This is a genomic window from Mycolicibacterium komossense (assembly GCF_025822605.1).
In the GTDB taxonomy this organism is placed as follows: Bacteria; Actinomycetota; Actinomycetes; order Mycobacteriales; family Mycobacteriaceae; genus Mycobacterium; species Mycobacterium komossense.
Genome location: NZ_JACKTY010000048.1, coordinates 35,837 through 57,291 on the forward strand (window position 1 = coordinate 35,837; position 21,455 = coordinate 57,291).

The following is a 21,455-nucleotide window of genomic DNA, read 5'->3' on the forward strand; positions in this document are numbered from 1 at the left end:
CGGAGCCGCGGATAGGGCGATCTAGACCCTGCGCACCACGCCACCCGGAGCCCCAGCAGTGACCATACGGTCGCTGCTTTCGTTATTTCAGGGCACCGGAGAGGCCGCGGGTATGCCCTGAGAACCACTCAGAGGAAGCCCGAACGCATCGTGACCATCACCAGCAGCACCGTCGAGGTCGAGAGCACTTCCGATCAACGGATCGTGTCCTTTCGTGCTGTTCCCGCGCCGGAACAGATCCGCGCCGAACTCCCGCTCACCGCGCGTCGTGGCGAGGCGGTGCAACGCCATCGCGACGAGATCGCCGACATCCTTGCCGGTCGTGACGACCGACTGCTGCTGATCGTGGGTCCGTGCTCGGTCCACGATCCGGTGGCGGCACTGGACTACGCGCGCCGTCTGGAGCCCCTGGCCGACGCCTACGCCGACCGACTCAAGATCGTCATGCGCGTGTACTTCGAGAAGCCGCGCACCACGGTCGGCTGGAAAGGGCTGATCAACGATCCCGGACTGGACGGCAGCTACCAGGTCGAGCGCGGCCTGCGCGCGGCGCGCGCCCTCCTGCTGGACATCGGCACGCTCGGTCTGGCGGTGGGCTGTGAATTCCTCGAACCGACCAGCCCGCAGTACATCGCCGACGCCATCGCCTGGGGCGCGATCGGAGCCAGGACCACCGAGTCGCAGATCCACCGGCAGCTGGCGTCGGGGCTGTCGATGCCCGTCGGATTCAAGAATGGGACCGACGGCAACCTCCAGGCGGCTGTCGACGGTGTGAAAGCCGCTGCCGCCCAGCATGTGTTCTTCGGGCTGGACACGTTCGGCCGTGGCGCTGTCGTCGAGACCGCGGGAAACCCGGATTGCCACGTGATCCTGCGGGGCGGCTCGGGTGGCCCGAACCATGACGCCGAATCTGTTGCTGCCGCCGTCTCCGCGGTGGCGGCGGCAGGGCTGCCCGCGCGGGTCATGATCGACTGCTCGCATGCGAACTCGGGCAAAGACCACCTCCGTCAGGCCGAGGTTGCCAAGCAGATCGCGGCCCGCATCGGCGCCGGCGAGCAGGGCATCAGCGGCCTGATGCTGGAGAGCTTCCTCGTCGCGGGCGCGCAGTCGCTGCCGGCGCCTCCCGGAAGCGAACTCGTCTATGGCCAGTCGGTCACCGACAAGTGCATGGACTTCACCACGACCGCCGATGTGCTGGCACAGCTGTACGAGGCGAAAGGGGCTCAGGCCGGCTGAACCTCGTGGAGCCGTGCATCTTTGAGCCGCTTCTTCAGGCTCGCGCTCTTGAGCATCTGGATGATGAGGTTGGTCGAGGTGAACATGGGGATGATCCCGAGAAACGTGCGCTCCGACGGGGTGGAGCCGTGCAGGTACTCCAGGCTGCCGAAGATGTAGAACAGCCCCAGTGTCATGAAGGCGGCGGGCACCGAGAACGCCAGCGGCGATCGACGGATGTCGATGATGCGCTCCGCCAGGTGGTATTCGTCCTCGGTCATGGGTTCGTTCTTGCGCAACTTGCGAAGCGCCTTCTGGTAGCCGTTGATATCGTCGCTGCCCGGGATGGCTCGCAGCCGTAGCAGTCGCCGGGTGTAGACGAACGCCAGGCTGGCGAACACGACTTCGAAACCGAGGGCGACGAACATCAGTAGCCCCCAGAGTCCCAGGCCCGTGGTGTGCGTGCTGAGGTTCATCGGCTCACCCCCCGGAAATCCGCCGGCTGCCGCAGCGGGCGGTGGCGCACCAGCGTCGGCCACCAGAACCACGGCCCGAGCAGCCTGATCAGCGACGGCACGATGAACGACCGGACGATGAGCGTGTCGAGGAGCAGACCGATGCAGACGGTGGTCCCCACTTGGGCGATCGTCTTGAGGTCACTGGCGAGCATCGCCAGCATGGTGAAGGCGAATACCAGTCCGGCTGAGGTCACCACGCCGCCGGTGCTGCCGAGGGCTCGGATCAGGCCGGTGTTCAGCCCGGCGATCTGCCGGCTACCGCCGATCTCTTCCTTGACCCGTGCGATCAGGAGCAGGTTGTAGTCGGAGCCGACGGCAACCAGGATGACGAACGTGATCGGCAGCACCAGCCAGTGCAGATGTAGCCCGATCAAGTGTTGCCACAACAGGATCGACAGACCGAAGGCGCCGGCGAAGGAGAATGCGACGGTGCCGGGAATCACGATCGCGGCCATCAGGGAACGGGTGAGCACCAGCATGATCAGGAAGATCAGGACGAAGGCGGCGATCGCCACGATCTTCAGATCCGATGCAGCGTATTCCCTGATGTCCTTGTTGTTGGAGGCGGCGCCGCCGATGTAGATCTTCGCCCCGGCCAACGACGTCTCCTTGAGCGCTGCCTTCACCGCGTCGGGGAAGGCGTTGACGTGGTCGATGCCCTCGGGTGCCATCGCGTTGCCTTCGTGGGTGATGACGAACCGCGCGGCCTTTCCGTCCGGTGACATCATCAGCTGCTCACCGGTCTTGACGTCCTCGTTGTCGAAACCCTCTCTGGGCATGTAGAAGTAGTCGTCGCTGCGCGAGGCGTCGAAGTCGTTGCCGACGTTGATCTGGTCGTCGAAGGTCTGGTCGGTCTGGGTGGACTGCAGGTGTGCCGGGCCGTAGTTGTTCACGATGACGGCTTGTAGCGCCTGGGTCTCGTCGCGCATCACCTCCAACTGGGCGACCATTTGCGGCATCAGCGCATCGACGGCCTGGAAGTCGGTGACGGCGTGGCCGATCTGTTCGTCAAGAGCGTCGATACCGTCGAGCCCGTCGAACAACGACCGGAACGAGTAGCAGACCGGAATATCGAAACAGTGTGGCTCCCAATAGAAGTAGTTCTTCAGCGGACGGATGAAATCATCGAGATTCGAGATGTCGTCGTTGACCTCGTCGGTGACCTGCTGCAGGTTCTCCAGTGTGAGGACGGTGGTGTGCAAATCGTCGGCCAGCTTCTGGGTCAGGTCGATGGTCTTGCCCAGCGTCGCGACGGTATCGGCTTGGATCTTGGCCTGCTGATCGGTGTTGTCGTTCTGATGTTCGTTGAACGGCAACTGTTGTCCGGCGGCGCCACCCTGGACAGTGAACAGGTAGGGCACGTTGGCGTGGTCCAGAGGCCGGCCCAGGGGCCTGGTGATGCTCTGCACCATGGCCACCCCGGGCAGGCGGATCAGTTCTTTCGCCACCCGGTCCAGCGAGATGAAGTCCGCCGAGTTCCGCATATCGTGGTCTGACTCGACCATCATCATCTCGGTGAACAGCTTGCTGGACGGGAAGTGTCGGTCCGAGGCCGTGAAGCCCTGGTTGGCCGCGCCGGTCGAGGGCTGGTAGGTCCGGTCGTCGTAGCTCACCTGGTAGCTCGGTACGAAGATCGCGCCCAGCACGACCACGGCACTGCTGGCCGCCAGGATCGGGACCGGCCAACGCACCACGCTGGCCCCGATGCGCCGGTACAGATGCCCGCGCACCACCTTCTTGGGATCGAACAGCCCGAACAGGGTGCCCAACGTCAGCAGCGCCGGGGCCAGGGTCAGCGCCGCCGCGATGGTGAACAGCATGCTGATGGCGACCGCGGGACCCATGGTGTGGAAGTAGTCCAGACGCGCGAAGCTCAGGCAGAAGCATGAACCGGCGATCGTCAGACCCGAGCCGATGATGATGGGCGCCACGCCGCGGTAGGCGGTGTAGTACGCCTCCTCGCGGGTTTCGCCCAGCTGTCTGGCCTCGTGATACCGGCCCAACAGGAAGATGCCGTAGTCGGTGCCCGCCCCCAGGGTCAGCGAGACGACGATGTTCACCGCGAACGACGACATGGGGATGAAGCCGTAATGCCCGAGTGTCGAGACCACGCCCTTGGCGATGAGGATCTCGAACAGCACGCTGTACATGGGGACGGCCACGTTCGTCAGCGAGCGGTACACCAGCAGCAGCATCACGAAGATCAAGATGACCGTGACGATGGTGATGTTGTTCAGGCTGGAGTTCGCGATGGACAGGGTGTCCGAGGCCATCGGCGCCGAACCGCTGACGTAGACCCTCAGCCCCTGGGGCGGACTGTCTTTGTTGACGATGTCGCGCACGGCCTCGACGGACCGGTTCGCCTGGATCTGACCGACGTTGCCCGCCAGGCGAAGTAGGACATAGGTCGCCTTGCCGTCGATGCTCTGAGCGCCGGCTGCGGTGATCGGCTTGCCCCACAGGTCCATCACGTACTGCACGTGCTGGGAGTCGGCCTTGAGGCGCTGCACCAGGCCGTCGTAGTACTGGTGGTCCTGGTCGTCGAGCGGATGGTCGGCCTCCAGGACGACCATCGTCAGGCTGGTGGAGTTGGACTCTTTGAACACATCTCCGATGTGCAGCAGTGCGAACTGCGACGGCGCATACGTCGGGACCTCAGGGCCGGCCAGTTCGGTGGCGACGTCCTCCACTTTCGGCACGAACGTGTTCGTCGTAATCGCGAGCAGCGCCCAGAAGATGATGATCGGAATGGCCAGCAGGCGGACCATTCTGGGGAAGAACGGCCGAGTCGCCTGATGCGCGCTCACGCGGATTTCACTCTGCAAGTGACGTCCGCGTCCTGGCGAGTCGCCGATTGTTCGTCGCGCACAACGTCATTGACCAACATGCGGCAGCCCACCTGACCTCCGTGCACCTGGGCCGAGATGCTGCCCGAGACGACGGTGAGCGTGGTCGTCTCGGTGTGGGACCACGGCAGGTCGGTGAGTTCGACCTCGTGCGGATGGCCGTCGATATCGATGTAGTCGAGCAACCCGCCACTGCCGATGTCGCCGAACAACTCGTAGGTCAGCCGTTTGGGGGTGAACTCTTCCGGTGCCTGCGGGGGATTGACGGCCAGGACCGGCCCAGGGGCCGACGATTGGTGGACCTTCCACATGCACAGCCCACCGAGCGCCAACGCCACGACGATCACCAGGGGCAGCCACGCTCGAGCCAACACGGTCCTGGCGGCAAACCGTTGGCGCACTCGATCACCTCTCGAAATCTGCGTAGCAGGCAGCCGATGACTCGGGGCTCCGCGGAACGATTTATATCCTATACAGGATCAATAGTTCAACCGGGAAAGTGGGCTCCACAGCTATCTGACAGGAATAGATGCCAACTGCAGCACATTACGTTAGTGGTGCAAAGTCTGGGTTTTGCCGACATTGCGCTAATTCCCTCAAGTGCATCACTTCAATGATATAAAGCCCCCATGGAACCAGCGGGCGTCGATGCCATCAGCGAGATGATCGCACTCGGAACCGACACGATGTGGCGCTACCTGATCGACCGCAACGACCTGAGCGCGAGCGCGGCGCTGGTCTTGAACCGGCTGAATCGCGAGGGGCCGATGCGCTTGACGGCGCTGGCCGCCGCCGAGGGCGCCAGCCAGTCGGGGATGACGCAACTGGTGCAACGGATGGAATGCCAGGGGCTGCTGGAGAGATCGAGCGACCCCGATGACGGTCGGGCGTCGTTGGTGATGCTCAGTGCGGCGGGGCGGCGGAACTGGGACAGCCGAGCCGAGACCCGTCGACAACGCATCGCCGCCCTGCTCCCCGCGGTGTCCAGGGACGATCAGGTGGCGCTATGGCTGGCTTCGCAGGTGGTGGTGCGTGTTCTCGGACAGATGCGGGAGGCGGCCGGTCTCCAGGGTCCGGTTGCCGAATAACGTCGTGTCCTCACGGTCCGCGCTGGGCGTTGTCGAGCCCGGACCAATCGACCAGCTGGGAGTTGGCGACGAACAGCATCTCGTCGCCGGCCTCCAGGACATCGTCGGGTTTGGGAACGATGATGCTGCCGGCGCGAAACAGGGTGACCAGCGCCGAGTTCTCCGGTAGCCCCAGGTCGGCGACCTGTTGACCGACAAGTGGGTTGTCGTCGGGCAGGGTCAGCTTCATCAGGTTGGCTTCGCCTTCGCGCAGGCCCATCAACCGCACCAGGTGCCCGACGTCGATCGCGCCCTCCACCCCGGCGACCATCGCGCCCGGCGCGGACACCGCCACGTCGACACCCCACGATTGGTTGAACAGCCACTCGTTGCGGATGTCGTTGATCCTGGCGACCACCCGTGGCACGCCGAATTCGGATTTCGCCAGTAGCGCGACCACCAGATTGGCCTTGTCGTCGCCGGTGGCAGCCAGCAACACGTCGCAGGTGTGCGCGCCGGCTTCTTCCAGCGCGGTGAGCTCGCAGGCGTCGGCGATCAGCCAGTCGGCAGCAGGGACGGTGTTCGGTTCGTAGCGGCGGACCTCACGCTCGATCAGCAGGACCTGGTGGCCGTTGTCGGTCAGCTCGAGTGCGACGGACCGACCGACTGCGCCGGCGCCGGCGATCGCGATACGCATGACCGCTCTCCTCACGCTCGGCTCGACCTACCTTTGACCCAGGGTTCGCTACTGTACCTGTGCAAACCCTGACAGGACTGAAATGACTTTGCAGCAGCTGTATCTGGCATTGCTCGTCGGCGGCTTCGTGCTGCTCGCCAGCATTGTCGCTACCCGGGTGGCCACCAAGGTCGGCTTCCCCAGCCTGCTGTTGTTCCTGTTGGTCGGCGTCATTCTCGGCGAGGATGGCATCGGCGTCAGGTTCGACGACGTCGAGTTGGCCCGCAACGTGGGCACTGCGGCGCTCGCCGTCATCCTGGTCGAGGGTGGTCTGACCACCCGGTTCGCCGATGTGCGCAAAGTGCTGGCGCCCGCCGGCGTGCTGGCCACATTCGGGGTGCTGATCTCGATGGTCATCACCGCTGCGGGCGCCCATCTGCTGCTCGGCATCGGCGGGCAACTCGCGTTGCTTCTGGGCGCCATCGTCTCCTCGACCGACGCCGCCGCGGTGTTCTCGGTGTTGCGAGTGCTGCCACTGCCGCGCCGCCTTGCCGGATTGCTGGAAGCGGAATCCGGTTTCAACGACGCGCCCGCGGTGATTCTCGTGCTCATGTTCAGTGCGACGCCATTCGTGTTCGAGCCGGAAAGTGCGGTTACCGATCTGGCGTACGAGCTGTTGGCCGGTTCCGCGATCGGGCTCGGCTGCGGCTTCCTCGGCGCGATGACGCTGCGCCGCATCGCGCTGCCCGCCTCCGGGCTCTATCCGATCGCGACGTTCGGGCTGGGCATGGTGGCGTTCGCCGCCGCGGGTTCGATCCACGCCAGCGGTTTCATCGCCGCCTACCTGGCTGCCGTGGTGCTGGCGAATTCCGGCCTACCGCACCGCTCGGCAACCCGGTCCTTCGCCGAGGGGCTGGGCTGGCTGGCCCAGATCGGCCTGTTCGTCCTGCTGGGCCTGCTGGTCGACCCCAGCGAACTGGCCGCCGACGTGGTGCCGGCCGTCGTCGTCGGTCTGGTGCTGTTGCTGGTGGCCCGGCCGCTGTCGGTGGTCGCGTCGTTGGTCGGCTTCCGGATCCCGTGGCACGAACAGCTTTTCTTGTCCTGGGCCGGGCTGCGCGGCGCGGTCCCGATCGTGCTGGCGACGTTTCCGATCGTCGCCGGGGTCCCCGACAGCCATCGTCTGCTCAATATCGTCTTCATGTTGGTCGTGGTGTTCACCCTGGTGCAGGGACCCAGTCTCGGGCCGATTGCTCGCGGGCTCGGGCTGATCTCCGGTGATGCCGCGCGAGAGATCCAGGTCGAGTCTGCGCCATTGGACGTGCTGGAAGCCGAGCTGCTGACGCTGACAGTGCTGCCGGAATCGCAGCTGCACAGCGTGATGATCATGGAGCTACGCCTGCCTGATCCGAGCGTGATCACCTTGATCATCCGCGCCGGCCATACGTTCGTGCCGCAACCGGAGACGCGGATCGCGGTCGGGGATGAGCTGCTGATCGTCACCACCTCGAAAACCCGTGCGGCTGCGGAGAAACGGCTGCGGGCGGTCAACCGGCGGGGCAAGCTTGCCTACTGGTTCGACGAGTACGGCGAACCGGACTGAGTCGGTCGGACCCGACCGGACTGAATTGTCCGACTAGATCATGTCTTTCCTGGTGAGCCACCGCATCACCGGCCAGCCGACGAAAACCGGCAGCCAACACGTCAACACCCGGTAGAGCAGCACCGATGGCACCGCCACGGCGGTGGGCACTCCGAACGCGGCGAGGCCACCGATCAACGCCGCTTCCACTGCGCCGACGCCGCCGGGGGTAGGCGCCGCCGAGGCCAGCGTCCCGCCAACCATGGTGACGACGGTGACCGTGATGAACGTGGTGCCGCCGCCGAAGGCCATCACACTCGCCCACAGCGCCAGGGCTGCGCCCAGAGTTGTTGCCGCACAGCCCAATACGATCAAAGCGAGTCGCTTGGGTTCGCGGGCCAGCTCGGCGAGTTCGCTGAGAACCTCCGTCAGGCGGGGCCGGACCGCCGTCCCGAGCCAGCGCCGCAGTCTCGGGACGAACATGAAGGTGCCGACGACGCCGAGAGCGGCGCCGCCGATCAGGTACAACACCGTCGCACTCGGTACGAAGTGTGACAGGTCCGCGGAGGTGCCCGCCGCGACGCTGAACAGGATCAGCAGGGCCACGTGGGTGATCACCTGCACCGTCTGCTGCAGAGCGACCGCCGCGGTGGCCCGCAGCGCGCCGAGGCCGCCCTTCTGTAGGAAGCGGGTGCTCAGCGCCAGACCGCCGACACCCGCGGGCGTGGTCGTCGCGGCAAAGGTGTTGGCCACCTGCATGATCACCAGATTGCGGAAGCTGACCAGGCCGGCGGCGCAGGCCCACAGCGCCATCGCCGCGCCGACGTACGTCAGCGCCGATACCGTCAGCCCGAGCAGTGCCCACCACCAGTTCGCGTTGCGCAGTTCGGCGAAGAAGGCAGGCACGGTGCTGATGAAGGGGTAGGCGACGTAGACCAGCGCCACCAGCAGCACCATCTGGATCACCTGGTTGCGGGTGAACCTGGTGATCGTTTCGGCCTTGATCTGATCCGCGCCGGTCTCGTGCATCACCTCGTCGCGCGCGGCGGTGATGACGGCGCCGGCATCGGTCACCGAATTCCGAATACGCGCCGGCACCGCGGATTTCGTCAGCCGGCGGGATGCCGTCAGCACCGTGTCCTTATCGAAGACGCCGATAGCGGCGCGTACCGCGGGTTCGGCGCCGAAGGTCGCCGTCGTCGACACCAGCAGCTGGGCGATATCGGCCTGCAGTTGCACCTCGGAGGCGCCGAACTCGGCGCTACCGAAACCACCGAAGAGCGCGGTGCCGTCGTCGAGGGTGATCTCGCTGGTACGCAGGTCGCCGTGGGCGATCTGATGGCTGTGCAGCACACCGAGTGACGTCCACACCAGAGTGACCGCATCGGGCCCCGAGGAGGAGTCGACCGTCACCCCGCGTTCGGGACTGCGTGCATACAACGTCCAGCCGCGGTCGAGCGCGGCCACGGCGATCGGGCTGGTGTTCGCGACCCCCACATCTCCGACGGCGATGGCCATCAACGCGCGGTGTTCGACGGCGCGGCGCATCGAGGCGATCAACGGTGATGTCTCGCTGTTGCGCAGCCGCAGCCATCGCCAGACCTGGCGGAAGAAGCCGCCGCTGCGCTGGTTGGGTCCGTACATCTCGATGATTGCCTGCGCTGGAGGAGCGCCGTCGGACCCTTCGGCGGTGGCCGTCAGCACCAGTGGCCCCGGGCCGGCCGGGCGATCGACCGCCAGACCGGTGACCGGGAACCGCTGCCGGACCAACGCCCGGACCGCGCCGTCGAGGGGCACTTCCAGTGCGGGTGTGCCGACCACCAGAACGGTCAGGGCGCCGACGAACCAGCCGACCGCGAGACCGAGTAGTGAGCGGGCCGGCACCACGGCGCTCACGACGAGGTGAATCGGCACGAACGCCAGCAGGAGCGTCCACCACCACCGGCGCCAGCGGGCCGGCTGCCAGGGGCCGGACACCGTGAGCACGGCGGCCAGCATCGCGATCCAGCGAGGGTCGTCGAGGAACTGCGACAGCACCGTGCGGAGTCGGTCGTCGAGATCGAAATGCCATCGCGGCGCGGCTATTCCGTTGCCGGTGATCGACAGCGACAGGACGGCGATCAGGCCGGCTGCGCCGTAGGCGCCGAGTAGTTTCCACTGCTGCGCTGCGATCAACCCGATCAGGATCACGAATGGCAACGCCAGGATCGCGACACCGTAGAGCAGGTAGACCAGGTTCGACTGGGTGGGTGTCAGCACCCCGACGATGTCGGAGATCGACCGTTCGAGCGCCACCCAGTCATTGCGGGTGATCAGCGAACTGGTGATGACGACTGCTAGGAACGCCGCGGCCAAGGCGAAGCGGACGATGTCGTTGGTCCTGCGGAGCAGCGGCTGCAGCAGGTTGCCGGTGACGGAGACTTCCCGCCCGTCGACTCGCATCCGGTCAACCTATCTCGGGAAGCACTGACCGAGCCTCATGGCACGAGCACGACCTTGCCGATGTTCTCGCGCGCGGCAAGGATGCGGTGCGCCTCGGGGGCGTCCGCGAAGGGCACCTGCGCGTGTACGACGGGCGCGATGGTGCCGTCGGTCAGTAGCGCCGTCAGCGGTGTCGTCCACGGTTCCAGGGTGCCGCGGTCATCCCACAGGCCCAGCATGTTCAGGCCGATGACGGTTTTCGATTCGTCGAGTTGCTTGAGCAGGTTGAAGCCGCGGAACATGGACGCGATCTGGGGTAACGCGGTGCGCAGTGAGCGGGTCTCACCCCGCTGGATAGCCGAGATACCGTAGGCCGCCAACCGGCCGCCCGGACGCAGGAGCGCGTACGAGCGGCGCAGTGACGTCCCGCCCATCGCATCGAGTACCAGGTCGTAGGGCTCCAGGCCTTTCCACCAGCCCTTCCGGCGATAGTCGATGGCCCGGTCGACGCCCAGCTCACGCAGCCGGTCATGCTTGGTGGGCGACGCGGTGCCATGTACCACCGCGCCCACCGATTTCGCCAGTTGCACCGCCGCGATGCCCACTCCGCCGGCGGCGGCGTGTACCAGCACCCGTTCACCGGCGCGCAGCGATCCGTAGCCCAGCAGCGCCGCCCAGGCGGTCGCATAGTTCACCGGGACGGCGGCACCTTGGGCGAAGCTCAACGAACCGGGCAGGCTGATGACATCGGAGGCGGCCACGTCCACGATTTCGGCGTATCCGCCGAAACGGGTCCCGGCGATCACCCGCTCGCCCACTCGGGCCGGGTCGACGCCGGTCCCGACGGCGCAGATCGTGCCCGACACTTCGTAACCCACGACAGATGGCACCTTCGGTGCACCGGGGTAGAGCCCCACCCTGGCCAGATGGTCGGCGAAATTCACCCCGGCCGCGCGCACCGCGATCTGGATCCGGCCGGCCGCAGGCGGCCCGGGGGCGGGTCGGTTCTGCACCTGCAGCACCGACGGGGCGCCGTGTCTGGTGATGACTACCGCCCGCATGTGGATCTCCTGTCGGCCGCCGGATTCATTGCTGTGGCAGTGACCCGAACTCGCCGATCCCGATACTGCTCGATGGTGCGCTCACCTGGTCTGCTTAGCCGCTGTGAGGTCCGATGTCTAGCGGTGTGTCGTTAAGCTTCGACCATGGTGAGTCGTCTCGGGACATACCGGCTGGTGACGGCGGGATGCTGCGCTGCGCTGATGGTCGCGATGAGTCCGACGACGCTGCCGGTCGCCGCTGCGCAGGGCTGCCCGCCCGGTCACCAGATCAACGTCTACAGTGGTCAGTGCTATGTCGAGGGCAGTGCCCCGACTGTCAACGGAATTCCTTGTGTGGCAAGCCATCTGGGCACATGCACGGCCTTCTCGCAGAACCAACAGCCGCCGAGGCGGCCGCTGGCGACGGTCGCGTCGTAAAGCTCAACCGCCGAACAGGGTGAGCAGTGCGTTGGTCCGCCACCAGATCAGGCCCGCGAACAGCGCGATGACGGCGAGGGTCGCCGACCCCTGGATGAGGTTCCGGCGTCCGCGCGGCGCATAGGCGTACGCCGCCGCGACGGCGGCGCCGGTGACCAGGCCACCTGCGTGTCCCTGCCAGCTGATCCCGGGCACCACGAACGACATCACGACGTTGATACCGATCAGGCCGATGACCCAGCGGACATCGAGGCTGAGTGCCCTGGCGACGACGAAGGTCGCGCCGAACAGCCCGAAAACGGCGCCGGACGCGCCGGCGGTGGCGCTGTTCAACGGCGAAATCAGGTACACCAGTACCGAACCGCCGAGCGCGCTGAGGCCGTAGAGCGCGCCGAATCGCAACCGGCCCAGCCACCTCTCCAACGGCGGCCCGACCACGTACAGGGCATACATGTTGAAGAGCAGGTGGACGATGCCGTAGTGCAGGAACGCCGACGTGAGCAGGCGATAGAAATCGCCGTCGGCGACAGCCGGAGACCAGAGGGCGAACATCCGCTGCACGCCGGACGACACCGTCTGCAGGATGAACGCCACCACGTTGATCGCGATCAACGTATAGGTGATCACCGGCGTGTTCGACGAGGGTTGCCGCCCGCCGAACCGCGTGCGCGGGGTGGGAATCGTCTTGGCGCCTTCGCGGACGCAGTCCACGCATTGATGGCCGACGGCGGCGTCGCGCATGCAGGCGGGGCAGATGTAGCGCTGGCAACGGACGCACCGAACGTAGGTCGGTTGCTGGGGGTGCCGGTAACAGGTCGGTGTCTCGGCAGGAGTTTCTGGGGTGCTCGGAATGCTCATCGATGTGCTCTCAGATCCGCGGGGATGAGGGCTCGACTATATGCGTCCCCTACCGATGCGGGCGTCGACGCGGACGAGTTAACTGCCTAGTGCCGCGAGGTTTTCCACCGATCTGCGGACGTCCGCTTCCAGGACTCTGGCCACCAGCATGCCGACAGGACCATTGAGCAGCGCGCCACTGAGCTCTGCCATCAGGTGAAACGTCGATCCCGGGGCACGGTCGGTCACCGTCATGGTGAGCGCGATCCGCACGCTGCCGCGCCCGCTGCCTTGCAGTGCGATGCGTTTTGGCGCGTCGTAGGCCGTGACCTGCCAGTGGATGACGTTGCGGAAACCTTTCACCTTGATCAGGGAGGAGACTGCCGTGCCGACCTCGATCTCGTCCGGGACGACGCTCTTCCACCCCCCGAAGATAGTCAGCCACTCGCCGAACCGGCCCAGGTTGGATGCCAGTGCCCAGGCCTTGTCCGGTTCCAGGTGGGAGGACACCGACACGTCGACGCTAGCCATAACCGCACCCTTACCCGCTCGACCTGATTACTACGCTCGGGCGCACAGAGTAGTTCAGACGCGTAGTTCGGACGTGGATTGCGTCAGTACGAACGCGGTGGCAACCCGCACGCGCTGGATGGTCGACGTCGATCTGTGCCGCGGGTGTCCTGGGACACCAGCTTGTCGGGGATGTGGGTGGACAGGGCGCGTACGTATTCGCCGAGCCCCTTGGCTTGCGGGTCGGTCTTGGTACACGAGGCCACCCCGTCGCCCAGGAACCCGACGATGACGAAGTTCAGGGCGCGCAGGTTGGGGAACTCGTAGCGGCGCACGACGAGTCCGGCGGCTTCGGGGACCAGTTCGGCGAACCTGTCCGCAGTCAGGTGGGTGTGTAACCAGTCCCAGCGTTCGGCGGTGTCGGTCCAGACGCCGACGTTGGCGTTGCCGCCTTTGTCGCCGGAGCGGGCGGCGATGACGGTGCCGAGCGGGCGGCGGGTGGTGGGTCCGAGGTCGACGGGGGGTGGAGCGATCGCCGGGGGCGGTTCGACAGGTACCGCCGTTTCGGCGTTGTGTGCGATGACTTCTCGTGAGCCGTCGGCGTGCACGACGACGTGCTCGACCTCGTCTGCGGGTACCAGTGTCGGCCAGTACACCCCGAATTCGCTGGCCGAGGTCGGCGGTGTGGTCGTGTGAAATCCGGGGTAGCCACCGACATAGAGTTCCAGCACCGCGTCCGAGAACGTCCGATCCACCTTCTTGCGGTCGCGGTCTTTGACCGTCACCCGCAGGTGTGCGGTCGCCTCGCTCAGGCGCGTCGGCTCCGGCTGGTCGTAGCGCAACAGCTGGACATCGACATCGTCGAAAGTCTCTCGCCCACCCAGTATTTCGAAGAGCTCGTCGACTGCCCAGGCTGCTTTGTCCTCGATGTCCAGACCGGTCAGGACCATGGTCATGGTGTTGCGGTGACCACCGATGTAGTTCATCGCAACCTTCAGCGTCGGCGGCGGCGCGGATCCCTTGGTGCCCGCCACCAGCACCCGGTCCGGCCCGTCGACGGTGACGCTCATCGAATCGAAATGCGCGACGACATCGGGGTTGGCGTAAGCCGGGGAGCTGACTTCATAGAGGAGTTGGGCGGTGACGGTGCCCGGGCTGACCAGTCCGCCGGTGCCGTTGTGCTTGGTGATCACGAAGCTGCCGTCGTGGGCGAGTTCGGCGATGGGGGAGCCCGGGTAGCGACGGTCGGCGATCTCGGCAAGCTGGGAGTAGTTCCCGCCGCAGGCCTGCGGGCCGCACTCGATGATGTGTCCGGCCGCGACCGCGCCGGCGAGCGCGTCGTAATCGGTGCGCGCCCAGTCGTGCCACCATGCGCCGACACCGACGACCAGTGCCGCGTCGGTGACCCGCCCGGTGACCACTACGTCGGCGCCGCGCCGCAGGCCGGCCGCGATCCCGAAGCCGCCCAGGTAAGCATTCGCCGAAACAGGGTGCACTCCGGCGTCATCGAGTGTGCTGCCGGTGTCGAGGTGGGTGAAGGGAAGGCCAGCAGCCCGAAGCTCGGCCAGCCGCGGGATCAGATCGTCGCCCTCGACGTGGGCGACTTTCAGGTCGACGCCGGCATCGGCGATGATGCCGCGAATCTGCTCGGCCATCCCCGAGGGGTTCAGGCCCCCGGCGTTGACGACGATCTTGATGCCGCGGGCGGCGCAGTCCAGGAACACCTGCTGAAACTGAGTGAGGAAGGTGCGCGCATAGCCGGTGGACGGATCCTTCTGCCTGGCCTTCCACAGGATCAACATCGTGAGTTCAGCAAGATAGTCGCCGGTGATGACGTCGATGTCGCCGCCACCGGAGTTCTCCAGGAGAAGCCGCATCGAGGCCAGTCGGTCGCCGTAGAAGGCCGACGCGTTGCCGATGCGGACCGGACGGGCCGTGCTCATGGCTGTACCGCCTGCGCCTCGCGTCGGCTGGGTGCCCCGGCGAAAGCCTGTGCGATATCGAGCCAACCGGCAGCCACCGCGCCCTCGGCGGTCAGCGCGGTCTCCGTCCAATGCCTGCGCTGGGTGACGGTGAGAACGAAGTCTGTGGCCGGGCCCGTCACCCGCTGCGCGGCGTCAGCAGGCCCCCAGACCCACAGATCGTCAGTGGGCGAGCGCAATTCGATGCGCACTGGATCGTCGGGAACGATCAGCCCGTTCAGTGAGTGGGCGAAACCGAAGGTGGCCACGCCGAGATGAGCGATGCTACGCAGGCCTGGACTGGTCGGATGGGTAACTCCGATGGTGTCGTAGATGTCCTGGCCGTGCGCCCACGTCTCCATCAGCCGGGCGGTGGCCGCGGACGCCACGCTCATATCAGGGCCGAACCATGGCAGCCGGCGCTTGGGATCCTCGCCGGCGAACCCGGCAGACAGTTGCCTCCGGGAGTCGACGAACCAATCCAGCAGTGTCGAAGCGGTGAGGACTCGGTGCCGTGCGGCGATGCGGTCGGGAAAATCCATCCCGCCTGCAACGAGATCTGCTGCCTCGATGCGGAATTCGTCAGGGTGGGTGAGCGAGAGGTACGTCGAATCGTCGAAGAAGGCCAGGTGGGATACCTGGTCTTTGATCGACCAGCCCAGTGCGGGGGTGGGCAGATCCCACTGAACGCTGGTCAACGGCGCGAGATGTTCGATCAGACGGTCGGATTCGAAGCGCAGGTCGGCCAGCAGGCCGATGTAGTCGAGTGCCATTACTTGCCTTTCCACTGGGGAGCGCGTTTTTCTTTGAATGCCGCCATGCCCTCTTGTGCGTCATCGCTGAGATAGACGGGTGCCCAGAGAGTCTCGGCGCGGTCGAAAGCCTCGCTGAGCGGATATTCGGCGGTCAGCGTGGCCGTCTGCTTCCCGGCCGCCACCGACATCGGGGCGTTGGCAGCAATCTGCTCGGCTAGCTCCTGCGTCACTTCGGCGAGGTCGCCGGGCTCGGCGAGCCGGTTCACAAAGCCGATCTCATAGGCGCGCTGCGCCGACAGCGGGGCACCGGTCAGCGTCAGCTCCAACGCCACCCTGCGCGGGATCATCAGGGGCAGCGGCGCAGCCCACGGCGAGCCGCGGCCGACCCTGGCCTCCGTGATGCCGAACTGTGCGGTGGTGGCGGCGACACACAGATCGCAGGTTTGCGCCAGCAGAAACCCGCCCGCGAATGCGGCACCGTTGACCGCTGCGATGGTGGGTTTGTCCACGGTGATGTTGCGGCCGAACTGCGGGACGTAGTCGACCGGCGGGATGGCCAGCGCGTCTGCTGACATCTCTTTGAGGTCACCACCGGCGCAGAACGCTTTCTCGCCGACGCCGGTCAGGACCAGCACCTTGGCGGCGTCGTCCCCGTTGAACCGCCGAACTCCGTCGAATAGGCCGTCACGCACTGCCTTGTTCAGGCTGTTGCGGGCCTCGGGGCGGTCGATCGTCAACCATGCGACTCCGTTGCGGAGCTCGTAGGTCACGCTCATGCGTCGGCTCCTACATCGGAGACGCTGTCGGACACGATGGCCAGCACTTGACCGGAATCGACCTGGTCACCGGTCGCCACCGCGATCGTCGCGACCACGCCGTCGGCGGGAGCCCGCACGGTGTGTTCCATCTTCATCGCTTCCAGCACGATCACCGCGGTGCCCGCCATCACCCGGTCGCCCTCGATCACCTCGATGCGCACCACCGATCCCGGCATCGGTGCCAGTAGCGAGCCGGCCTCCTGAACGGCACTCGGATCGGGGAACCGCTCGACCTCGTGCAGCGCGGTCGAGCCCAGTGCGCTGTCCACGTAATAGAGTGCACCACTGCGCTTTACCTGATATCGGCGTCGAACGCCGTCGATCTCGGCGTCGACGTGCCCGGTGCTGGCGGAGAGCAGCCGGACCGTGGGTTGCCAGCCGTCCACCGAGACGGTCCATGCGCCGCGCTCGAAGCGGTAGCGCACCTCGACTCCGGTATCGCCAGCGGTGAACGCCACCAGCTGGGGCTGCGCGACGAGGGTCCGGAAGCCCGACGGCAGGCCGGGCAGTATGGTCGTCGCAGACCGGCGATCCGCCTGCGCGGACAGCGCTGCCACCAGTGCGTGCACGGCGGTCGGGTCAGGGCTCGCGATCATGAGCTGTGCGGGCTCATGGCGCTGCAGATAACCGGTATCGATTGCGCCCGAACGGAATTCTGGCTCGCGCAGGATCCCGATCAACAGGTCCCGGTTGGTGATCACACCGTGCACCATGGTCTCGCGCAGCGCCCGGGCGACGCGGCTGCAGGCTTCGTCGCGGGTGGCCCCATAGCCGATGACTTTGGCCAGCATCGGGTCGTAGAACGTGCTGACCACCGAGCCCGATGCAAAGCCGGCGTCGACCCGAATCCCGGGTAGCTCGGGAAATTCCAGCGTTGTCAGGGTGCCCGACACCGGGATGAAGCCCGCTGCAACATCTTCGGCGTAGAGCCGGACCTCGACGGCGTGTCCGACGGGCGACGTGTGCAGCATCTCCGGCGGCAACGGCTCGCCCGCGGCGACCAGCAGCTGGGCGCGCACCAGATCGATGCCGGTGACCAGTTCGGTGACCGGGTGTTCCACCTGCAGTCGTGTGTTGACTTCGAGGAAATAGAAGGACCCGTCGGCGGCCATCACGAATTCGACTGTGCCCGCACCCTCGTACGCCAGCGCCTTGCCGGCGGCGACCGCTGCGCGGCCGAGTTCGTCGCGCAATGCGTCGTCGACCACGGGCGAAGGGGCTTCCTCGATGATCTTCTGGTAGCGCCGCTGGATCGAGCATTCCCGCTCGCCGAGATGGACCAGCGTGCCGTACCGGTCACCGAAGATCTGCACCTCGACGTGACGGGGCGACTCGACGAACTTCTCCAGGAACACCGTTCCGTCACCGAATGCCGAGGCAGCCTCACGCCGCGCGCTGCTGACTGCGTCGACGAGTTGGCCTTCGTCACCCACGATGCGCATGCCTCGGCCGCCGCCGCCGAACGCTGCCTTGACCAGGATGGGGAAGCCGATCTCGGTCGCGGCGGCACGTAGCGCTTCTGGATCCTCGTCGGCGTCGCTGTCGACGGTGACTCCGGGCAGCACTGGCACCCCGGCCGCCCGCATCATGTCTTTGGCCGCGATCTTCGATCCCATCGCGGTGATGGCCGCGGGACTGGGGCCGACGAAGATGATGCCGGCGTCGGCGCAGGCCTGTGCGAAAGCGGCGTTCTCGGAAAGGAATCCGTAACCGGGGTGGACGGCGTCGGCACCGGTGCGGGCAGCGGCCGCCAGGACGAGATCGATCCGCAGGTAGGTGTCCGCCGGGGCGGTGCCGGGCAGCGCGACGGCCTCGTCTGCCTGCGTCACATAAGGCGCGTCGAGATCGGCGTCGGAGTAGAGCGCGACGGTGGCGATGTCCATCTCACGCGCAGTCCGGATGATCCGGGACGCGATCTCGCCACGGTTGGCGATGAGTAGTTTCCTGATAGTCGACTTCTTGATTGACACGATGCCCTCACATCCTGAATACGCCGAAACCGCGGCGGCCGGAGACAACGTTGGAATGTGCTGCGGACAAGGCCATCCCGAGCACCGAGCGGGTGTCGCGCGGGTCGATGACGCCGTCGTCGTAGGTCTTTCCCGAGATGAAGAAGGGATGAGACTCGCGTTCGATCTGTGCCTCGATCTCGGCGGTGCGCTTGGCGTCGGCTTCGACGTCGAATTCACGACCGGCTGACTCTGCGGCCGCCTTCCCGACGATCGACATCACCCCGGCCAACTGTGCGGCACCCATCACCGCGAGCTTGGCGTTGACCCAGGTGAACACGAATCGGGGGTCGTACGCCCGTCCGGACATGCCGTAGTTGCCCGCGCCGAACGAACCACCCATGTTGACGGTGATGTGGGGGACGGTGCTGTTGGTGACGGCGTTGATCATCTTCGCGCCGTCCTTGATGATGCCGCCCTGCTCGTATTCGGCGCCCACCATGAACCCGGTGACATTCTGCAGGAAGATCAGCGGGATATCGGTCTGGTTGGCCAGCAGGATGAATTCCGTTGCCTTCTTGGACTCTTCGGAGAACAGGACGCCGCGGGTGTTGGCGAGAATGCCGACCGGGAAGCCGTGCACAGACGCCCACCCGGTGGCCAGGCTGGTACCCCACCGGGGCTTGTACTCGGAGAACCGGGACCCGTCGACCACTCTGGCGATGACCTCCCGCGGATCGAACGGCACCCTTGAGTCGCCGGACGCGATTCCCAGGAGCTCCTCTGCGTCGAAAAGCGGATCGTCGGCGGGCTGGGTCGGCCCGGGGCCGAGCTTGCGGAAGTTGAGGTGAGCGACGATATCGCGGCCGATGCGGATGGCATCGACTTCGTCGATGGCGAAGTAGTCGCCGAGGCCCGAGACGCGGGTGTGCATATCGGCCCCGCCGAGCGACTCGTCATCGGACTCTTCGCCGGTGGCCATCTTGACCAGCGGCGGCCCGCCGAGGAACACCTTGGCGGCTTTGTCGACCAGGACGGCGTAGTCGCACATGCCGGGCACATAGGCGCCACCCGCGGTGGAGTTGCCGAAGACCAGGGAGATGGTGGGGATGCCGATCGAGGACAGCGCGGTGAGCTTCTGAAAGATGCGCCCGGCGTCGACGAACAAGTCGGACTGCGTGGGCAGGTCGGCGCCGCCGGACTCCACGAGGTAAACCACCGGGAGTCGATTGACAGTGGCGATATCCAACGCGCGCAGGTTCTTTCGCAGCGTGTAGGGGTTCATCGTGCCACCGCGGACGGTCGGGTCGTGAGCGATGATCATGCATTCGGTACCGCTGATCACCCCTACGCCGGTGACGATGGCCGCGCCGACGTTGAACTCGGTGCCCCAGGCCGCCAGAGCCGAGAGCTCCATAAAGGGGGCGTCCCGGTCCACCAGCAGCTCGATGCGTTCACGGGCCAGCAGCCTGCCGCGGTCGTGGTGGCGCTTGACGTAGCGTTCGCCGCCGCCCGCGGCGACGATTTCGAGCTGTTCGTTCAACGCCGCGACAGCCGCGGATTGAACCTCCCGGTTGTGCAGGTAGGCCGCGGAGGCGGTGTCAACGTCCGACGTGAGGATGGGCATCGTCTTCCCTGGAATCGGTGGTGATGGCGGTCAGATGGATAGTGAATACAGAAACGCTAAATGGGTGGGTCCTGGTTCGGCGTGGAAGTCCGAGGAACATCTCTATCTGGTGAGATGAAGGGTCCGTACGGAGTAGGGCGGTGTGGCTTCTCGGCCACAAGCTGGTCACCGGTAACTATTTCGCGCTTGTCGATACTCGGCAGTCAGCGTCGCCACCAACTCGTCGACCTTGAGCACGGAGTGGACCCCGGACACGCTGTGGCCCGCGCTCCAGGCGTCCTGGTTGGCGAGCAGCCGGTCCTGGGCGAAGCCGGTCCGTGCCGGCGAGTCCGTTGCGGTTCGGTCCAGCCAGGCGGCCAGCAGACTGGCGGGGATCCCGCCCAGATCCGACGAAAGTCGGATGTCGTCGAGGGTGGCCTCGACAAGTGCGCTGCGGTAGTCGTCGTCGGCGGCGCTTTCATAGGTGGCGATGAAGCGGGTGCCGAGGTAGGCCAGGTCCGCGCCGAGGACTTCGGCGGCGAAGATGGACCGACCGTCGCTGATACCCCCGGCGAGCACCACTGGCCCGTCGAATCGTTCCCGGATCGCACGCACGAAGGCGAACGGATTCGCCCAGCCGGTCTGGCCACCCGCGCCGGCGGTGAGCAGCACCAGGCCGTCGGCGCCGGCGTCGAGCGCATGCCAGGCGTGTCCGAGGCTTGCCACGTCTGCGTAGACCGCTGCACCCGCGCTGTGCAGTGGCTCGATCACCGGTGCAGGCGATCCGACGCTGGCGATGACCAGCTCGACGCCGTGGCGCAGCAGGCAATCCAGATCGGCATCCCGCCGGGTGTTGCTGCGATGCACCACCAGGTTCGGCGCGACGGGAGCGTCGGTGGCGTCGACCTCGTCGGCGATTCGACGCAACCAGTCGTCGAGCGCGCCGGTGCTGGTCGCGTTGTGAGTGGGAAATGAACCGATGACCCCGCTCCGGCAGGTCGCGATCACCAGATCCGGGCCTGACACCCCCGTCATGGGTGCGGCGATGGCCGGAATCGTCAGCCGATCAGACCAGGGGGTGGTGGGGGGCACGGTGTCACCTCGGGGTTGCAGCTGCGGCACGCTAGTTAGTGAATCCACAATAACTAATGCCCGCAGCGATATGTCAACTCGAGGGCATGCTCACAGCGCCATCTCCCGATGTGAACGCGATCTGCCG

At 66.1% G+C, this 21,455-nt stretch carries 18 protein-coding genes; 4 read left to right on the forward strand and 14 right to left on the reverse strand.

Annotated features, from left to right (window positions below):
• Positions 1-150: 150 nt before the first annotated feature.
• On the forward strand, positions 151-1,236 hold the full coding sequence (locus tag H7J73_RS28845; RefSeq protein ID WP_264071244.1) for a 3-deoxy-7-phosphoheptulonate synthase: 1,086 nt from the start codon (positions 151-153) through the stop codon (positions 1,234-1,236).
• Here H7J73_RS28845 and H7J73_RS28850 read toward each other — a convergent pair.
• From H7J73_RS28850 to H7J73_RS28860, 3 genes are read right to left on the reverse strand one after another with little or no spacing between them, the layout of a single operon-like run.
• Complete coding sequence (locus H7J73_RS28850) at positions 1,224-1,691, reverse strand: hypothetical protein (protein ID WP_264071245.1); 468 nt, start codon at positions 1,689-1,691, stop codon at positions 1,224-1,226. The two genes, H7J73_RS28845 and H7J73_RS28850, sit on opposite strands and share 13 nt — an antisense overlap.
• Positions 1,688-4,501, reverse strand: a complete 2,814-nt coding sequence (locus tag H7J73_RS28855; protein WP_264071296.1) for an MMPL/RND family transporter — start codon at positions 4,499-4,501, stop codon at positions 1,688-1,690. Before H7J73_RS28855 ends, H7J73_RS28850 begins: the two co-directional genes overlap by 4 nt.
• 35 nt (positions 4,502-4,536) lie before the next feature.
• Positions 4,537-4,953, reverse strand: coding sequence for an MmpS family transport accessory protein (locus tag H7J73_RS28860; protein ID WP_264071297.1), 417 nt, complete (start codon positions 4,951-4,953; stop codon positions 4,537-4,539).
• Between the two features lie 255 nt (positions 4,954-5,208).
• On the opposite strand from H7J73_RS28860, the gene H7J73_RS28865 reads away from it, so the two are divergent.
• Positions 5,209-5,667, forward strand: coding sequence for a MarR family winged helix-turn-helix transcriptional regulator (locus tag H7J73_RS28865; RefSeq protein ID WP_264071246.1), 459 nt, complete (start codon positions 5,209-5,211; stop codon positions 5,665-5,667).
• A 10-nt stretch (positions 5,668-5,677) separates the two neighbouring features.
• Here the strand turns inward: H7J73_RS28865 and H7J73_RS28870 are convergent, their stop codons facing one another.
• Positions 5,678-6,343 carry a potassium channel family protein gene (locus tag H7J73_RS28870; RefSeq protein WP_264071247.1) on the reverse strand — a complete coding sequence of 222 codons (666 nt, stop codon included), beginning with the start codon at positions 6,341-6,343 and terminating at the stop codon, positions 5,678-5,680.
• An 82-nt stretch (positions 6,344-6,425) separates the two neighbouring features.
• On the opposite strand from H7J73_RS28870, the gene H7J73_RS28875 reads away from it, so the two are divergent.
• Positions 6,426-7,922, forward strand: coding sequence for a potassium/proton antiporter (locus H7J73_RS28875; protein ID WP_264071248.1), 1,497 nt, complete (start codon positions 6,426-6,428; stop codon positions 7,920-7,922).
• Positions 7,923-7,955: 33 nt separating this feature from the next.
• Here the strand turns inward: H7J73_RS28875 and H7J73_RS28880 are convergent, their stop codons facing one another.
• Positions 7,956-10,343, reverse strand: a complete 2,388-nt coding sequence (locus H7J73_RS28880; protein WP_264071249.1) for a flippase-like domain-containing protein — start codon at positions 10,341-10,343, stop codon at positions 7,956-7,958.
• A gap of 35 nt (positions 10,344-10,378) precedes the next feature.
• Positions 10,379-11,383, reverse strand: coding sequence for a zinc-binding dehydrogenase (locus H7J73_RS28885; RefSeq protein WP_264071250.1), 1,005 nt, complete (start codon positions 11,381-11,383; stop codon positions 10,379-10,381).
• Between the two features lie 144 nt (positions 11,384-11,527).
• On the opposite strand from H7J73_RS28885, the gene H7J73_RS28890 reads away from it, so the two are divergent.
• The gene (locus H7J73_RS28890) at positions 11,528-11,800 is read left to right on the forward strand and encodes a hypothetical protein (RefSeq protein WP_264071251.1); all 273 of its coding nucleotides are present in this window, start codon (positions 11,528-11,530) and stop codon (positions 11,798-11,800) included.
• A 3-nt stretch (positions 11,801-11,803) separates the two neighbouring features.
• On the opposite strand, the gene H7J73_RS28895 is transcribed toward H7J73_RS28890, so the two are convergent.
• The 8 genes from H7J73_RS28895 to H7J73_RS28930 all read right to left on the reverse strand — a co-directional run bounded on the left by H7J73_RS28895 (position 11,804) and on the right by H7J73_RS28930 (position 21,271).
• Positions 11,804-12,658: a rhomboid family intramembrane serine protease gene (locus H7J73_RS28895; protein ID WP_264071252.1), complete on the reverse strand. Its 855-nt coding sequence runs from the start codon at positions 12,656-12,658 to the stop codon at positions 11,804-11,806.
• A gap of 78 nt (positions 12,659-12,736) precedes the next feature.
• Entirely contained in the window at positions 12,737-13,168 is a 432-nt protein-coding gene (locus H7J73_RS28900) for a type II toxin-antitoxin system Rv0910 family toxin (RefSeq protein WP_264071253.1), read from the reverse strand.
• 83 nt (positions 13,169-13,251) lie between these two features.
• Positions 13,252-15,090: an acyclic terpene utilization AtuA family protein gene (locus H7J73_RS28905; RefSeq protein ID WP_264071254.1), complete on the reverse strand. Its 1,839-nt coding sequence runs from the start codon at positions 15,088-15,090 to the stop codon at positions 13,252-13,254.
• A complete protein-coding gene (locus H7J73_RS28910; protein ID WP_264071255.1) occupies positions 15,087-15,881 on the reverse strand; it encodes a TIGR03084 family metal-binding protein in 795 nt (264 codons plus the stop codon). The genes H7J73_RS28905 and H7J73_RS28910 overlap by 4 nt, the downstream gene beginning before the upstream one ends.
• The gene (locus H7J73_RS28915) at positions 15,881-16,639 is read right to left on the reverse strand and encodes an enoyl-CoA hydratase/isomerase family protein (protein WP_264071256.1); all 759 of its coding nucleotides are present in this window, start codon (positions 16,637-16,639) and stop codon (positions 15,881-15,883) included. The genes H7J73_RS28910 and H7J73_RS28915 overlap by 1 nt, the downstream gene beginning before the upstream one ends.
• Positions 16,636-18,651 carry an ATP-binding protein gene (locus H7J73_RS28920; RefSeq protein WP_264071257.1) on the reverse strand — a complete coding sequence of 672 codons (2,016 nt, stop codon included), beginning with the start codon at positions 18,649-18,651 and terminating at the stop codon, positions 16,636-16,638. The genes H7J73_RS28915 and H7J73_RS28920 overlap by 4 nt, the downstream gene beginning before the upstream one ends.
• A 7-nt stretch (positions 18,652-18,658) precedes the next feature.
• Positions 18,659-20,257: an acyl-CoA carboxylase subunit beta gene (locus H7J73_RS28925; protein ID WP_264071258.1), complete on the reverse strand. Its 1,599-nt coding sequence runs from the start codon at positions 20,255-20,257 to the stop codon at positions 18,659-18,661.
• A gap of 165 nt (positions 20,258-20,422) precedes the next feature.
• Positions 20,423-21,271 carry an NAD(P)H-dependent flavin oxidoreductase gene (locus tag H7J73_RS28930; protein ID WP_353962011.1) on the reverse strand — a complete coding sequence of 283 codons (849 nt, stop codon included), beginning with the start codon at positions 21,269-21,271 and terminating at the stop codon, positions 20,423-20,425.
• Positions 21,272-21,455: the final 184 nt, after the last annotated feature.

Excerpts from the sequence above, each read along its gene's own strand:
- H7J73_RS28900 (WP_264071253.1), bottom strand. The coding sequence starts at position 13,168 with ATGGCTAGCGTCGACGTGTCGGTGTCCTCCCACCTGGAACCGGACAAG.
- H7J73_RS28875 (WP_264071248.1), top strand. The coding sequence starts at position 6,426 with ATGACTTTGCAGCAGCTGTATCTGGCATTGCTCGTCGGCGGCTTCGTG.
- H7J73_RS28855 (WP_264071296.1), bottom strand. The coding sequence starts at position 4,501 with ATGGTCCGCCTGCTGGCCATTCCGATCATCATCTTCTGGGCGCTGCTC.
- H7J73_RS28880 (WP_264071249.1), bottom strand. The coding sequence starts at position 10,343 with ATGCGAGTCGACGGGCGGGAAGTCTCCGTCACCGGCAACCTGCTGCAG.
- H7J73_RS28905 (WP_264071254.1), bottom strand. The coding sequence starts at position 15,090 with ATGAGCACGGCCCGTCCGGTCCGCATCGGCAACGCGTCGGCCTTCTAC.
- H7J73_RS28925 (WP_264071258.1), bottom strand. The coding sequence starts at position 20,257 with ATGCCCATCCTCACGTCGGACGTTGACACCGCCTCCGCGGCCTACCTG.
- H7J73_RS28890 (WP_264071251.1), top strand. The coding sequence starts at position 11,528 with ATGGTGAGTCGTCTCGGGACATACCGGCTGGTGACGGCGGGATGCTGC.
- H7J73_RS28915 (WP_264071256.1), bottom strand. The coding sequence starts at position 16,639 with ATGAGCGTGACCTACGAGCTCCGCAACGGAGTCGCATGGTTGACGATC.
- H7J73_RS28895 (WP_264071252.1), bottom strand. The coding sequence starts at position 12,658 with ATGAGCATTCCGAGCACCCCAGAAACTCCTGCCGAGACACCGACCTGT.
- H7J73_RS28910 (WP_264071255.1), bottom strand. The coding sequence starts at position 15,881 with ATGGCACTCGACTACATCGGCCTGCTGGCCGACCTGCGCTTCGAATCC.
- H7J73_RS28930 (WP_353962011.1), bottom strand. The coding sequence starts at position 21,271 with ATGACGGGGGTGTCAGGCCCGGATCTGGTGATCGCGACCTGCCGGAGC.
- H7J73_RS28870 (WP_264071247.1), bottom strand. The coding sequence starts at position 6,343 with ATGCGTATCGCGATCGCCGGCGCCGGCGCAGTCGGTCGGTCCGTCGCA.
- H7J73_RS28850 (WP_264071245.1), bottom strand. The coding sequence starts at position 1,691 with ATGAACCTCAGCACGCACACCACGGGCCTGGGACTCTGGGGGCTACTG.
- H7J73_RS28865 (WP_264071246.1), top strand. The coding sequence starts at position 5,209 with ATGGAACCAGCGGGCGTCGATGCCATCAGCGAGATGATCGCACTCGGA.
- H7J73_RS28885 (WP_264071250.1), bottom strand. The coding sequence starts at position 11,383 with ATGCGGGCGGTAGTCATCACCAGACACGGCGCCCCGTCGGTGCTGCAG.